Source organism: Paraburkholderia phenoliruptrix (assembly GCF_902859825.1).
GTDB lineage: Bacteria > Pseudomonadota > Gammaproteobacteria > Burkholderiales > Burkholderiaceae > Paraburkholderia > Paraburkholderia phenoliruptrix.
Genome location: NZ_CADIKB010000001.1, coordinates 229809 through 242096, shown reverse-complemented (window position 1 = coordinate 242096; position 12288 = coordinate 229809). Strand labels below are relative to the sequence as shown.

At 64.3% G+C, this 12288-nt stretch carries 13 protein-coding genes; 7 read left to right on the top strand and 6 right to left on the bottom strand.

Annotated elements, in window-relative coordinates; genetic code table 11:
* Positions 1-58: 58 nt before the first annotated feature.
* Positions 59-949 (bottom strand): IclR family transcriptional regulator, encoded by an 891-nt coding sequence (locus HV711_RS01155; RefSeq protein ID WP_013590714.1) that lies wholly within the window; start codon positions 947-949, stop codon positions 59-61.
* 277 nt (positions 950-1226) lie between these two features.
* On the opposite strand from HV711_RS01155, the gene HV711_RS01150 reads away from it, so the two are divergent.
* From HV711_RS01150 to HV711_RS01120, 7 genes are read left to right on the top strand one after another with little or no spacing between them, the layout of a single operon-like run.
* Positions 1227-2318: an ABC transporter ATP-binding protein gene (locus HV711_RS01150; RefSeq protein ID WP_035476400.1), complete on the top strand. Its 1092-nt coding sequence runs from the start codon at positions 1227-1229 to the stop codon at positions 2316-2318.
* Entirely contained in the window at positions 2311-3225 is a 915-nt protein-coding gene (locus HV711_RS01145; RefSeq protein WP_028360682.1) for an ABC transporter permease, read from the top strand. Before HV711_RS01150 ends, HV711_RS01145 begins: the two co-directional genes overlap by 8 nt.
* A 25-nt stretch (positions 3226-3250) precedes the next feature.
* Positions 3251-4045, top strand: a complete 795-nt coding sequence (locus tag HV711_RS01140; RefSeq protein ID WP_035476403.1) for an ABC transporter permease — start codon at positions 3251-3253, stop codon at positions 4043-4045.
* 23 nt (positions 4046-4068) lie between these two features.
* Complete coding sequence (locus tag HV711_RS01135) at positions 4069-4458, top strand: (2Fe-2S)-binding protein (RefSeq protein WP_035476404.1); 390 nt, start codon at positions 4069-4071, stop codon at positions 4456-4458.
* Entirely contained in the window at positions 4455-5888 is a 1434-nt protein-coding gene (locus HV711_RS01130) for an FAD/NAD(P)-dependent oxidoreductase (RefSeq protein ID WP_035476406.1), read from the top strand. The genes HV711_RS01135 and HV711_RS01130 overlap by 4 nt, the downstream gene beginning before the upstream one ends.
* Complete coding sequence (locus HV711_RS01125; protein ID WP_035476408.1) at positions 5881-7008, top strand: NAD(P)/FAD-dependent oxidoreductase; 1128 nt, start codon at positions 5881-5883, stop codon at positions 7006-7008. Before HV711_RS01130 ends, HV711_RS01125 begins: the two co-directional genes overlap by 8 nt.
* Positions 7009-7052: 44 nt before the next feature.
* Entirely contained in the window at positions 7053-8099 is a 1047-nt protein-coding gene (locus HV711_RS01120) for an ABC transporter substrate-binding protein (RefSeq protein WP_035476410.1), read from the top strand.
* Positions 8100-8186: 87 nt separating this feature from the next.
* On the opposite strand, the gene HV711_RS01115 is transcribed toward HV711_RS01120, so the two are convergent.
* The 5 genes from HV711_RS01115 to HV711_RS01095 form a co-directional block, all read right to left on the bottom strand.
* Positions 8187-8486 (bottom strand): hypothetical protein, encoded by a 300-nt coding sequence (locus HV711_RS01115; protein ID WP_013590722.1) that lies wholly within the window; start codon positions 8484-8486, stop codon positions 8187-8189.
* 27 nt (positions 8487-8513) lie between these two features.
* Complete coding sequence (gene panE / locus HV711_RS01110) at positions 8514-9449, bottom strand: 2-dehydropantoate 2-reductase (protein ID WP_035476412.1); 936 nt, start codon at positions 9447-9449, stop codon at positions 8514-8516.
* 140 nt (positions 9450-9589) lie between these two features.
* The gene (locus HV711_RS01105; RefSeq protein ID WP_035476414.1) at positions 9590-10555 is read right to left on the bottom strand and encodes a nucleoside hydrolase; all 966 of its coding nucleotides are present in this window, start codon (positions 10553-10555) and stop codon (positions 9590-9592) included.
* Complete coding sequence (locus tag HV711_RS01100; RefSeq protein ID WP_013590725.1) at positions 10552-10941, bottom strand: cytidine deaminase; 390 nt, start codon at positions 10939-10941, stop codon at positions 10552-10554. Before HV711_RS01100 ends, HV711_RS01105 begins: the two co-directional genes overlap by 4 nt.
* 16 nt (positions 10942-10957) lie before the next feature.
* Positions 10958-12235 (bottom strand): NupC/NupG family nucleoside CNT transporter, encoded by a 1278-nt coding sequence (locus HV711_RS01095; RefSeq protein WP_013590726.1) that lies wholly within the window; start codon positions 12233-12235, stop codon positions 10958-10960.
* Positions 12236-12288 lie beyond the last annotated feature (53 nt).

Genomic DNA, 12288 nt, shown 5'->3' with positions numbered 1-12288 from the left:
CGTTACGTCGCGCATATCCGCGCGTGACGCCGGCCTCGCCGGTGCTGCGTGCAGCGCTCTATTCCTGCTCGGAACCGGGAATGCGCACGCTCGTCATTGCGCGCGACAGGCCGTGCATGGGCCGGCGCAACGCGACATCGAACGGATTGGTTTGCGGGCCGATCGCCTCGGCCTGACGACGCAGCAGTTCCACCACCATCGGCAAGCGGTCGTCGCTCAAACGCGCAGCCAGCGTGCCGACGCTCAATGCGGCCACCGCCACGCCGGTGCGGTCGAGAATCGGCACGGCCACACCGGCCATGCCGTCGAGCACGCCGCTATTGCGGCCCGCGTAACCCAACTGCCGCACGCGTTCTATCTCCGTGCGCAAATACACTTCGTCGAGCACGCCATAGCCGCGAATACGCGGCACATTAAAGCGAATGATCTCTTCTCGCTCGGCCTCGGGCAGGAACGCGAGAATCGCGAGACTCCCCTGCCCCACGCCGAGTGCGACGCGTCCGCCAATATCGCCCGTGAACGAGCGAATCGGAAACGGCCCTTCGCAGATGTCGAGACACACTGCGTCGAAACTGCTCTTGACGAGCAGAAAAATCGTATCGCCGAGGCTCGCGCAAAGTCTCAGCAACGCCGGACGGCATAGCGTGCGCATGCCGCTCGGATTGCCCGCCTGCGCCGCGAGCGCGAAGAAATTCACGCTCAGCCGGTAAAGCTTCGAATTCTCGTCCTGTTCAACAATGCCCTCGGCAATCAGCGCATGCAGGATGCGATGCACCGTGCCCTGCGTCAGGCCGACTGCCTTCGCCAGACGCGTAACGCGGCTGCCGTCGGATTGCGTTTCGGCTAACGCGCGGATCACGGCGAAGGCGCGTTCCAGCATTCCGGTGCCGGGCGTGGAACCGGCTTCGGCAGCGTCGCTGTCGGTATCTCGTTTGGCGGCAGCATTCATCGTTCGGAGTCGCATTTATTCCATTGACCGGAACACTATAAGGAATTTTGTCCGATTGGTGAATCATGCACGAGATTCAGCGTGCGTGCGACGTTTGCGTCGGCGGATAGGGATTGTCCGGAGGACACGGAGCGGAACGATTCGGCATCGCCGGGCGTACGGCATTCCGTTAAATGGAATTTTTTCAAAACTTCTACCGGCAATCGGAACTTGCAATTGACGTCTCTTAATTTGGCTAGCTAGAGTCGGCTCCATCGAGGCATACAAAGGCCACACCATGTCGTTCCTCACACTCACAGACGTCGCCAAATCGTTCGGCGAGCTGCAGGCCGTCGCGGACGTCAACCTGTCGGTGGAAAAAGGCGAGTTCGTCTCGCTGCTCGGGCCGTCCGGTTGCGGCAAGACGACCACGCTGCAGATGATCGCCGGCTTCCTCGAAACGACGCGCGGGCGCATCACGCTCGACGGCCGCGACATCACGCACATGAAGCCGAACAAGCGCGGCCTCGGCGTGGTGTTTCAGAGCTACGCGCTGTTTCCGCATATGAGCGTGGCCGACAACGTCGGTTTCGGGCTCGAAATGCGCAACGTCGACAAGGCGGAGCGCAAGGAACGCGTGCGCGAAGCGCTGTCGCTTGTGCGTCTCGATCAGCTCGCGCATCGATTTCCGCGCGAACTGTCGGGCGGTCAGCGGCAGCGCGTCGCGATTGCGCGCGCCATCGTGATCGCGCCGCCGATGCTGCTGCTCGACGAACCCATGTCGAACCTCGACGCGAAGCTGCGCGAGGACATGCAGTTCGAGCTGCGCGGCATTCAGCGCAAGATCGGCACGACGACCATCATGGTCACGCACGACCAGTCCGAAGCGCTGTCGATCAGCGACCGCGTCGTCGTGATGGAAGCGGGCCGCATCACGCAGATCGACACGCCGTATCAAGCTTATGAGCGGCCCGAGAACCGCTTCGTCTCCCAGTTCATCGGCAAGGCGAACATGCTGCCCGGCACAGTGATCGCGCGCGACGGCGACGCGATCCGCGTCGACCTCGGACACGATCTGTGCGAAACCGGCCGCACCGCGCAACTGCCGACGCGCGAGCGCGTGCCCGGCGTCGGGGACGCCGTCACGTTGTGTATCCGCCCCGAAAAACTGCGCCTGTGCGCGCCGGACGCGGGACGCGTGCCCGCCACCGTGACGAGCCGCTTCTTCCTCGGCAGCCAGTGGTTGTATCGCCTCGACAGCCGGCTCGGCGAAGTGCTCGTGTGTTGCCAGAACGAAGGCAACGAGCCGTTGCCGGAAGGTGCCGCCGTGGGCGTCGACTGGAACAGCGAGGCAATCCGCTTCATTCAACGGGACGCGCATCATGGATAGCACGCTGCCCGCCACGGAAAACGGCAACGCGGATTCGGCAAGCGCGCGGCGCGCGCCATGGCGTGCATTCGTACCGCTCTGGCTGATGTGCCTGCCCGCGTTTCTGCTGTTCGTCGCGCTGGTGCTGGTGCCGCTTCTGATGACTCTGGTGCTGAGCTTCTATCGCTTCGACCCGGCAAGCGGCCCGCTCGCCGCGTTCCAGCTCGGCAATTACGTGGAAGTGCTCGGCTCTTCGTATTTCCACACCATCTTTTTGCGCACCTTCGGCATTGCATTTGTCGTCACGCTGCTGTGCGTCGTCATCGGCACGCCGGAGGCTTACGTACTGTCGCGCATGCGCGATCCTTACCGCTCGATGTTTCTGCTCGTGATTCTCGCGCCGCTGCTCGTGTCCGTCGTGGTCCGCGCGTTCGGCTGGAGCATGCTGCTAAATAGCAATGGGCTCGTGAATCAGGCCTTCGCACTGGTCGGCCTCGGCCCGTACAAGCTCGAGTACACCACCTTCGCGATTGTGATCGCCCTCGTGCACGTCATGCTGCCCTTCATGGTGATTCCCGTCTGGACGGCGTTGCAAAAGCTCGATCCGCAAACGGAAAACGCCGCCCTTTCGTTAATGGCCTCGCCCGCGACGATGCTGCGCCGCATCGTGCTGCCGCAACTCACGCCGGGCATTCTGTCGGGCAGCCTGATGGTGTTCGGCCTGTCGGCAAGCGCATTTGCGATTCCCGGCCTGCTCGGCGGACGGCGCCTGAAAGTCGCCGCGACCGCTGTCTACGACGAATTCCTCGGCTCGCTGAACTGGCCGCTCGGCGCGACGATCGCGCTTTTGCTGCTGCTTGCGAATCTGATCGTGATGCTCACCTACTACCGGGTTCTGGAGCGCAGGTACGCCAGAAGTCTGGGTTGATACAACGGCTTCGCGCACACACATCATGAGAAAGAACGGTCCTATTGCGCTGATCTTCCACGCGCTCGTCATTGCGTTCGTGCTCGCGCCGCTCGTGATCGTCGTGCTGGTCGCATTCACGCCCGACGAAACGCTCACGTTGCCGACGCACGGCGTGTCGCTGCGCTGGTTCCGGGCGATCCTCAATTACCCCGATTTCATCGCGGCATTCTTCAACAGCCTCAAGCTTGCGTTTGCATCCGCGACGCTTTCGCTAATCGTCGCGCTGCCCGCCGCACTTGCCATCGGCCGCGCGCGCTTTCCGGGCCGCGCTTTCCTGAACGGCCTGCTGCTCTCGCCGCTCGTGATTCCCGGCCTCGTGCTCGGCATCGCGCTGCTGCGTTTTTTCGCGCTGATCGGCGCCACCGGCTCGTTCACCTGGCTGATCGTCGCGCACATGATCATCATCACGCCGTTCGTCATGCGGCTCGTGCTGGCCTCGGTCAGCGGCCTCGACCGCAGCGTCGAACATGCGGCGCACTCGCTCGGCGCGGACGCGTGGACGACCTTCCGCCGCATTACCTTGCCGATGATCCTGCCCGGCATCACAGGCGGCTGGCTGCTCGCGTTCATCAACAGCTTCGATGAACTGACGATGTCGATTTTCGTGACCTCGCCGCAAACGGTCACGCTGCCGGTGCGCATGTACATGTACGCAACCGAATCCATCGACCCGATGATGGCCTCCGTGTCCGCGCTCGTGATCTTCATTACAGCAGGCGCGATGCTGTTGCTCGACCGCGTGTACGGACTCAACCGCATCCTGATCGGCCAGCACTGATGTCTTCTTCTGCTCACGCCCTCATGCCGTCGAACTTGCCGTCATCTCCAGCTTCAAAGCCCGCGTGCGAGCCGCAATTCGTGCGCATCGCCGAAACGGGACGCGCGCCGCTGCGCTTTTATATCGACGGCAATGAAGCGTCCGCGCTGCAAGGCGATACCTTGCTGACTGCCGTGCTGATGCAACAGCGCCGCGTGCGCAACAGCGAATTCAGCGGTGCGCCGCGTGCCGGCTTCTGTCTGATCGGCGCGTGCCAGGACTGCTGGATGCGCACCGAAGACGGCCAGCGCATCCGTGCGTGCTCGACGCTCGTCACGGAAGGCATGCGTGTGCTCACGCAGAGCCGCGCCGCGCGTGCCGACGCTACTGTTGCCGGCGTGGCGGGCCTCGCCGCTCAGGGAGACGCGCCATGAGCGACGCTCGCCGCATCGTCATTGTCGGCGCGGGACCGGCCGGCGTGCGGGCCGCCGAAACGCTCGTCGCCGCGGGCCTGCGCCCCATCGTGATCGACGAAAACGCGCGCTGGGGCGGCCAGATTTACCGCCAGCCGCCCGAGAACTGCGGTTTTCAGCGCTCGAAAAAAGCGCTGTACGGCTTCGAGGCGCGCAAGGCCGACGCGTTGCACACGACGATGGCAGCGCTGCTGCCGCACGTCGACTATCGCCCGGACACGCTCGCCTGGGCCTGCGAAGCGGGTCGCCTCGATACCCTTGCCGCCGGGCGTGAAGCCGGCGTGCCGTTTTCGCATCTGATCATTGCAAGCGGCGCGACCGACCGCGTTTTGCCGCTGCCCGGCTGGACTCTGCCCGGTGTCTACACACTGGGCGCCGCGCAGGTTGCGTTAAAGGCGCAAGGCTGCGCAATCGGCAATCGCGTGGTGCTCGCGGGAACTGGGCCGCTGCTGTATCTCGTCGCCTATCAATATGCGAAAGCCGGCGCACACGTCGCCGCCGTGCTGGACACGAGCCCTTTCTCGCAGCAGGTCGCCGCCGCGCCGAAACTCGCGCGCATTCCGTCGACGTTTGCAAAAGGCCTCTACTACCTCGGCTGGCTGAAGGCGCATGGCATACGCATCGAGCGCGGTGTGAAGCTCGTGGCCATTCGCGGCGCGGAAAACGTCCAGTCCATCGAGTGGCGTGCGTCAGATACTGATTCGGCATCCGAAGCAATCGCATGCGACGCAGTCGGAATCAGCTTCGGCCTGAAGCCGGAAACGCAGCTCGCGGATCTTGCGGGTTGCCGCTTCCGCTTCGACGCGCTCAACCGTTGCTGGCTGCCCGAACTGGACGCCGGCGGGCGCAGCTCCGTGCACGGCATCTACCTGGCCGGCGACGGCGCCGGCATTGCAGGCGCAGACGCCGCGGAGCTCGCCGGGCGTCGCACCGCGCTGGCCTTGCTCGACGACCTCGGCCTCCGACATCCGCGCGGGCCCCGCATGCCCCACGCGGCATCGCTCGAGCGCGACCTGCAGCGTATCGCCGTGTTTCGCACCGGCATAGAAACCGCGTTCGCGCCGCCCGCCCACTGCGCCGCGCAATGGCCCGACGACATGACCGTGTGCCGCTGCGAAGAAATCGACGCGGGCGAGCTGCGGCGCTGCATCCGCGCCGGCGAAGCGAACGAGATCAATCGCCTGAAGGCGCTCACTCGCGTGGGCATGGGACGCTGCCAGGGCCGCATGTGCGGCGAAGCGGCCTTGCATCTGCTCGCCGAGGAAACCGGGCGTCCGCTCGAAGCCGTGGGCCGCCTGCGCAGCCAGCCGCCGGTCAAGCCGATTCCGCTCTCGCCCGCGCTGTATGCAGAGGATGTCGCCGAGATTCCCGAGGAGGCGCGCGATGAGTAACACCGTGCACTACGACGTGGCGATTGCGGGCGGCGGGCTCGTCGGATCGTCGGCGGCATTGGCGCTTGCCAAGCGCGGCTTGCGCGTGGGGCTGTTCGAGCGGCGTTTTTGCGGCGCGCAGGCGAGCGGCGTGAACTACGGCGGCGTGCGCTGTCAGGGCCGCCCGGTCGAGCAGATGCCGCTTGCCCTACGCGCGCGGCGCATCTGGGACCGCTTACCCGAGCTGATCGGCATCGACGGCGAATTCACCGTGTCCGGACATTTGCGCCTTGCACGCAGCGACGGCGACCTCGCCGCGCTTCAGCAATGGGCCGACATGGCGCGCGAATACGGCCTGCACGCGCAACTGCTTCATGGCGAGCCGTTTCGCCGGCGCTACCCGTGGCTCGGCACGGCCGCTATCGGCGGCTCGCTGTGTGCCAGCGACGGTCATGCGAATCCGCGGCTCGTCTCGCCCGCGTTTGCGCGCGCCGCGCGTGCCGCGGGCACTCAAGTGCACGAGCAAACCGAACTCAGCGACATTCATCACGACGGCAAGCGCTTTCAGATGCGCGCCGGCGGCACGCAAATCAGCGCGGACTGGCTCATCAATTCCGCCGGCGCGTGGGCGAACACGGTGGCCGGTTACTTCGGCGAACGCGCGCCGATGAAGCCGATCTACCCGAACATGTGGGTCACCGAGCCGCTGCCGTTTTTCATCACGCACAACCTGGGCGTGTATGGCGGCGGCATCTATGCACGGCAAGTGGCGCGCGGCAATTGCGTGATCGGCGGCGGACGCGGAAGCGGCGACGGCGAGTACGGGCGGCCGTCGACGGAAACCACGCGTGCCGTGATGCGCGACGCGTGCGCGCTGCTGCCCGCGCTGCGCGAGGCGTTGCTGATCCGCACGTGGAGCGGCGTCGAGGGCGAGACGCCCGACAGCAATCCGATCATCGGCCCGAGCCGCGCCGTGCCGCGGCTTCTCCATGCATTCGGTTTTTCGGGCGGGGGCTTTCTGCTTGCGCCCGGTGTCGGCGAAGTGCTCGCCGATCTCGTCATCGACGGCGCCACGGCCACGCCTCTCGACGCTTTTTCGATTGGCCGCTTTGCGCAGGTCGCTGCGTCATCCGTCGCTTAAAAACACACCTCAAAACCCACACTCACGAAGACAGGAGATCATCGATGAAACTGTTCAAGACGATCGCGGCACTCGCCGCCATGTGTGCCTTCGGCGCCGCCGCGCCGGCCTGGTCGCAGACCAGGACGATTTACATCGGCATGAACGGCGGCCCGATGGAGAAGGCCTACACGAGCCAGGTGCTGCCCGAGTTCGAGAAAGCGAACAACGTGAAAGTGGTAGTGGTGCCGGGCACGTCGTCGGATATTCTCGCGAAGCTGCTCGCGAACAAGGCAAACCCGCAGATTCACGTGGTGTTTCTCGACGACGGCGTGATGGCGCGCGCGGTCAGCATGGGCGTGTGCAAGAAGCTCGACGACTCGCCGGTGCTCAAGGAGCTCTACCCGTTTGCACGCATGAAGGACGACATGGGCGCGGGCGTGCAGCTCGGCATGACCGGCATTGCATACAACAAGAAGCTGTTCGCCGAGGAAGGCTGGGCGCCCCCCACTTCGTGGATGGATTTCGCCGATCCCAAGTACAAGGGCAAGGTGGTGTTCCAGTCGGCATCGAGCAGCACGTTCGGCCTGCACGGCTTTCTCGCCATCAACCGTTTGATGGGCGGCAGCGAGCAGAACGTGGAGCCCGGCTTCACGAAGTGGGCGAGCACGGTGGGCCCGAACGTCGTCGAATACGTGCCCAATTCGGCGAAGATTTCTGAAATGGTGCAGACCGGCGAAGCAGGGCTCTTTCCGTTGACGCCCACTGCCGTGGGCGATCTGGCCGACAAGGGCATTCCGGTCGGCTATGTGAATCCGAAGGAAGGTCCGGTGCTGCTGCTCGTCGACCTGTGCGTGGTCAACAACAACCCCGATCCGCAGCTTGCGCAAAAGCTCGCGCAATTCCTGCTGTCGGCGCCCGCGCAAACCAAAGCCGCCGAAGCCGGCAAGCAGATTCCGACCAACCGTCTCGCGAAGATGACGCCCGCCATGCAGCAAAGCCTCGGTAACGTGGAAGACCTCGTGCACAAGGTCACGGTAGTGGATTGGGACACGATCAACGCACACCGCGCGCAGTGGGACACGCGCTGGAATCGTCAGATCGAGCGCTGAACGCAGGCTGTCGGGCTGGATGAAGCGCGCGCCCTGTTGCACCGTGTTGCAGTAAGGCGCGCGTTTTTTCGCTTATTTGTGCGCGGCTCAAAAGATCACCGAAACCGCCACGGCGAGCCAGATCGCCGATACGCCCGCGAGAAAGAGATGCCGCGCAATGCGTATCCTCGCGTCGCTGGTTTCGGGCTCGACCGGCGTCGTGGCCATCCACGGCACGAGCCCGAGGCAGCCGAAGCCGATCAGCGCGAGGATGAACACCACGACATCCGCTGCGCGCCAGCCGGTCGGCTCATACATTCCCCAGTAGCCGAGAAACGCAATACCGATCGAAAAGATGGTGGCCGACGCGGCACTGAGCGCGGGGACCGATCCGATTGGAGCCGGCATGTTGACCTCCGGTCAAGGGCTTACCACTCACGACGTACGCGTTTGCCTCGCTTCATAGGTCTTCAGATGGCTATACGCGATACGCAGCAACGACAAAGCCTGCTCGGTCTGCTGCGCCTCGCCGCCGCGCGCGATCAGATCGCCGAGAATGTGATCCGCCTCGGTATGCGAGTGGTTTTCCACGTCGCGCAACATGGAAGCGGTGAGCTGCGAGGGCGTAAACAGCATTTGCGTGGCGCGCGCATCGAAGTCCGGCGCCATGGTGAAACCGTTATGCTGCGCCACCGCGCGGGCCTCGCCGAGCAGGGTTTCGATGACGTGCCTGCCGTCCGGCGCGGAAAGAATATCGCCGATGGAGCCGCGCATCAAACAGGTGCTGGCCGCGAGCGTGGCGAGAAACACCCACTTTTCCCACATGCGCAACAAGATGTTGTCGCTGACCAACACGTCGAAATTCGCATCGGCCATGGCGTCGGCAATAGACTGCACGCGCCCGGACACGCCGCCCGCCAGTTCGCCTAGCGTGAGTGCGTGCGTGTCGTTCAGATGCACGATCTGCTGATCGGCGTTGAGCGTGGCCGCAATGACGCATTGCCCGCCGAGCACGCGCGCTTCGCCGAACTTCTGCGTCAGCACGTCGATATGGCGCATGCCGTTGAGCATCGGCAGGATCAGTGTCGATTCGCCCACGAGCGGCGCGAACGAATCGATGGCGTCGTCCAGACTGTAGGCCTTGCAGCTCAGCAGCACGACGTCGAAGGGTTCGGCGCTCACGCCTGCCAGAATCGTTTTCACGTCATGCAACGTGAGATCGCCGCGCGAACTTCTTATCACGAGGCCATCGCGCTGAAGTCTTTCCGCCCGGCCGGCTCGCACGAGAAAAGTCACGTCCTGTCCTGCCGCTGCGAGCCGTCCGCCGAAGTAGCCGCCCACGGCGCCCGCCCCTACAACCAGAATTCGCATCTTTGGCCTCTCGAGTGAATGTCGTCGCTCGAAGCAATGTAGCAAAGATTGGCGCAATGCATCGGACAAGCACGCAGACACCGCGCGGCTCAGACATGACGTGCACGTAGCCGGCGACTCGCCGCCCCGCTCTCAGCCGCTCACGGCTTCGCGCAGAGCGTTTGCTCGTACAGCGCGAGCATGCCGGGCACGTCCACGCCCACACACACCTTGCACTCGGGGCGCCCGTCCCACGCGGGCGCGGGCACCGGCATGGTGGAAGGCTTCTGTAGGGTCTGACCGACGGCAATGCCCTCCGTCAACACCCGCACAGGGCCGCTGCGTGTGGTGTACAGATGCGGCGCGAGCACATAGGCCACCGCCGACGAGTCGTGCACGTAAATACCCTTCAGCTGCGCGCTTTCCTGATGGAACGCCTCGTAATGGCGCGACACGTCCCAGACAAACTGCCCGGCTCGGCCGCCGCGATCGCGAATCGACGCCAGATAGTCCCGGCTCATGATGGTGCGCTGCGTAACGTCCAGACCGACGATAGCGACCGGCCAGGCCGCGCCGAACACGATGTCCGCGGCGTCGGGGTCGCCGAGAACGTTGGCTTCGGCCGCGGGCGTGACGTTGCCGAGCACGCCGTCGGTGCCGAACGCGCCGCCCATGACCACCACCTGCTTCACGAGCGGCGCGATCTGCGGATCGTCGGCGAGCGCAAGCGCGAGATTCGTCAGCGGGCCGACGGCCAGCAATGTGACCTCGCCAGGATGCGCGCGCACCGTGTCGATGATGAATCGGTGCGCGGGCCGCGCATCCAGCGGTGCGGCAGGTGAGTCGCCGAGCGTGATGTTGCCGAGTCCGTTGTCGCCGTGAATCCACGCGAGCGGCGCAGGCGCGGCGCGCCTGAGCGGCGCGGCGGCCCCGCGCGCGACCGGTACGCCGGGCGCGAAGCGGCCCGCGAGAAAGCGCGCGTTATGCGTGGTCGTTTCGATCGTCGCGTTGCCGAATACGCTTGTGAGCCCGAGCAATTCGATGTCCGGATGCAGCGCCTGGAACACGAGAGCCATCGCGTCGTCGACACCGGGGTCAGTGTCGTAGATCAGCTTGTGTTTGCTCATAAATAGAACGCGTCCGGCAATTGTTCGCGCGCGGTCGTGTCGCGCGTCGCGCCCTTCAGGTTGCCGAGCCGAATCGGCAAGTCCGGGCCGCCCAGTTCGATCATCACCTGACGGCACGCGCCGCACGGCGCAATGGGACCGTCGGTATCGCCGATCACTGCGAGCGCGGCAAACTGGTCGCGCTGATAGCCCGCAGCGATCGCGCTGAAAAACGCGGTACGTTCAGCGCAATTGCACAAACCGTACGACGCGTTCTCCACATTGCAGCCGTCGAATACGCGGCCGTCATGAGTCAGCAAGGCCGCGCCGACCTTGAATTTCGAATACGGCGCATAGGCCTTTTCTCGCGCCACGCCCGCGCGCGCCAACAGTTGTTCCATGTTCATGAAGGACATCCTCGAATCAATTGAGCGTAATGAACATGCCCGCGATGGTCGCGCTCATCAGGTTGGAGAGCGTTGCCGCGAGCACCACACGCAAGCCGTAGCGCGCGACTTCGGCGCGGCGTTCCGGCGCGACGGCGCTAAAGCCGCCAGTCAGCACCGCGATCGACGCAAAGTTCGCAAAGCCGCATAACGCAAACGACAGGATAGCAAGCGTGCGCGGATCAAGCGTCTGCAGACCGGCCGCAGTCACGCTCGCCGCGTCCTTCAGATACGGCGACAAAGATGCGTACGCAACGAATTCGTTGAGGATGATTTTCTGTCCGAGAAAATTACCGGCAATCGCGGCCTCGCTCCAGGGCACGCCGATCAGCCACGCAAGCGGTGCGAACACCATGCCGAGGATCGATTGCATGGACAGATCCGGGCGCCCGAACCAGCCGCCGATGCCGCTCACGACTCCGTTGAGCAACGCAATCAGGCCGACGAATGCGATCAGCATGGCGCCCACCATCACCGCGATTTTCAGGCCGACGGTGGCGCCCGAGCTCGCGGCTTCGATTACGTTCGCGGGACGCTTTTCGTCGAAGTTGAGGTTCTCGAGATGGACGCGGCTTGCTTCCGTGGACGGGTGAATGATCTTGGCGAACAGCAAGCCGCCGGGCACGGCCATGAACGACGCCGCGAGCAGGTATTCGATTCGCACGCCGAGTCCCGCATAACCCGCGAGCACGGAGCCGGCGACGGCCGCCATGCCGCTCGACATCACGGCGAAGAGTTCGGCGCCCGTCATGTCGCGTGTGAAGGGTTTGACGACCGCGGGCATTTCGCTTTGACCAAGAAAGATGGTCGTGACGGCCGAAAACGATTCGAGCTTCGACACGCCGAGCAGCTTCTGGAACACCGTGCCGAGCACGATCACGATCCAGCGCATGACGCCCAGGTAGTACAGCACTGAAATCAGCGCGGTCACGAAGATGATGGCCGGCAGCACGCGCACCGCAAACACGAAGCCGCCGTTGCCGAATACCTGGAACATCTTCGCCTGCACGAGGCCGCCGAACAGGAACTCGATGCCCGCATTGCCGTAGCCGAGCACGCTGTTCACGCCGGCCGCCGCGGCCGCGAGAATCGTCTTGCCGAGCGGCACGAACAGAATGAATGCGCCGATACAGATCTGCGCGAGCAGCGCGCTACTTACAGTCCGTAAGCGAATGGCGCGCCGATTGGTCGAAAAGATAAAAGCGATCAGGAGCAGTACGGCAATGCCGAGTACGTTGCGAGCGATAAGTGCCATGTCTCGTGTTCTTCATATGAATGTGGCACTGATGCTAAACGAAACTGCTGTGC

What these genes read in the sequence shown, in the direction of transcription:
- HV711_RS01140 (WP_035476403.1), top strand. Translation starts at nt 3,251, where the DNA reads ATGAGAAAGAACGGTCCTATTGCGCTGATCTTCCACGCGCTCGTCATT.
- HV711_RS01125 (WP_035476408.1), top strand. Translation starts at nt 5,881, where the DNA reads ATGAGTAACACCGTGCACTACGACGTGGCGATTGCGGGCGGCGGGCTC.
- HV711_RS01105 (WP_035476414.1), bottom strand. Translation starts at nt 10,555, where the DNA reads ATGAGCAAACACAAGCTGATCTACGACACTGACCCCGGTGTCGACGAC.
- HV711_RS01095 (WP_013590726.1), bottom strand. Translation starts at nt 12,235, where the DNA reads ATGGCACTTATCGCTCGCAACGTACTCGGCATTGCCGTACTGCTCCTG.
- HV711_RS01120 (WP_035476410.1), top strand. Translation starts at nt 7,053, where the DNA reads ATGAAACTGTTCAAGACGATCGCGGCACTCGCCGCCATGTGTGCCTTC.
- HV711_RS01145 (WP_028360682.1), top strand. Translation starts at nt 2,311, where the DNA reads ATGGATAGCACGCTGCCCGCCACGGAAAACGGCAACGCGGATTCGGCA.
- HV711_RS01115 (WP_013590722.1), bottom strand. Translation starts at nt 8,486, where the DNA reads ATGCCGGCTCCAATCGGATCGGTCCCCGCGCTCAGTGCCGCGTCGGCC.
- panE (WP_035476412.1), bottom strand. Translation starts at nt 9,449, where the DNA reads ATGCGAATTCTGGTTGTAGGGGCGGGCGCCGTGGGCGGCTACTTCGGC.
- HV711_RS01100 (WP_013590725.1), bottom strand. Translation starts at nt 10,941, where the DNA reads ATGAACATGGAACAACTGTTGGCGCGCGCGGGCGTGGCGCGAGAAAAG.
- HV711_RS01130 (WP_035476406.1), top strand. Translation starts at nt 4,455, where the DNA reads ATGAGCGACGCTCGCCGCATCGTCATTGTCGGCGCGGGACCGGCCGGC.
- HV711_RS01155 (WP_013590714.1), bottom strand. Translation starts at nt 949, where the DNA reads ATGAATGCTGCCGCCAAACGAGATACCGACAGCGACGCTGCCGAAGCC.
- HV711_RS01150 (WP_035476400.1), top strand. Translation starts at nt 1,227, where the DNA reads ATGTCGTTCCTCACACTCACAGACGTCGCCAAATCGTTCGGCGAGCTG.
- HV711_RS01135 (WP_035476404.1), top strand. Translation starts at nt 4,069, where the DNA reads ATGCCGTCGAACTTGCCGTCATCTCCAGCTTCAAAGCCCGCGTGCGAG.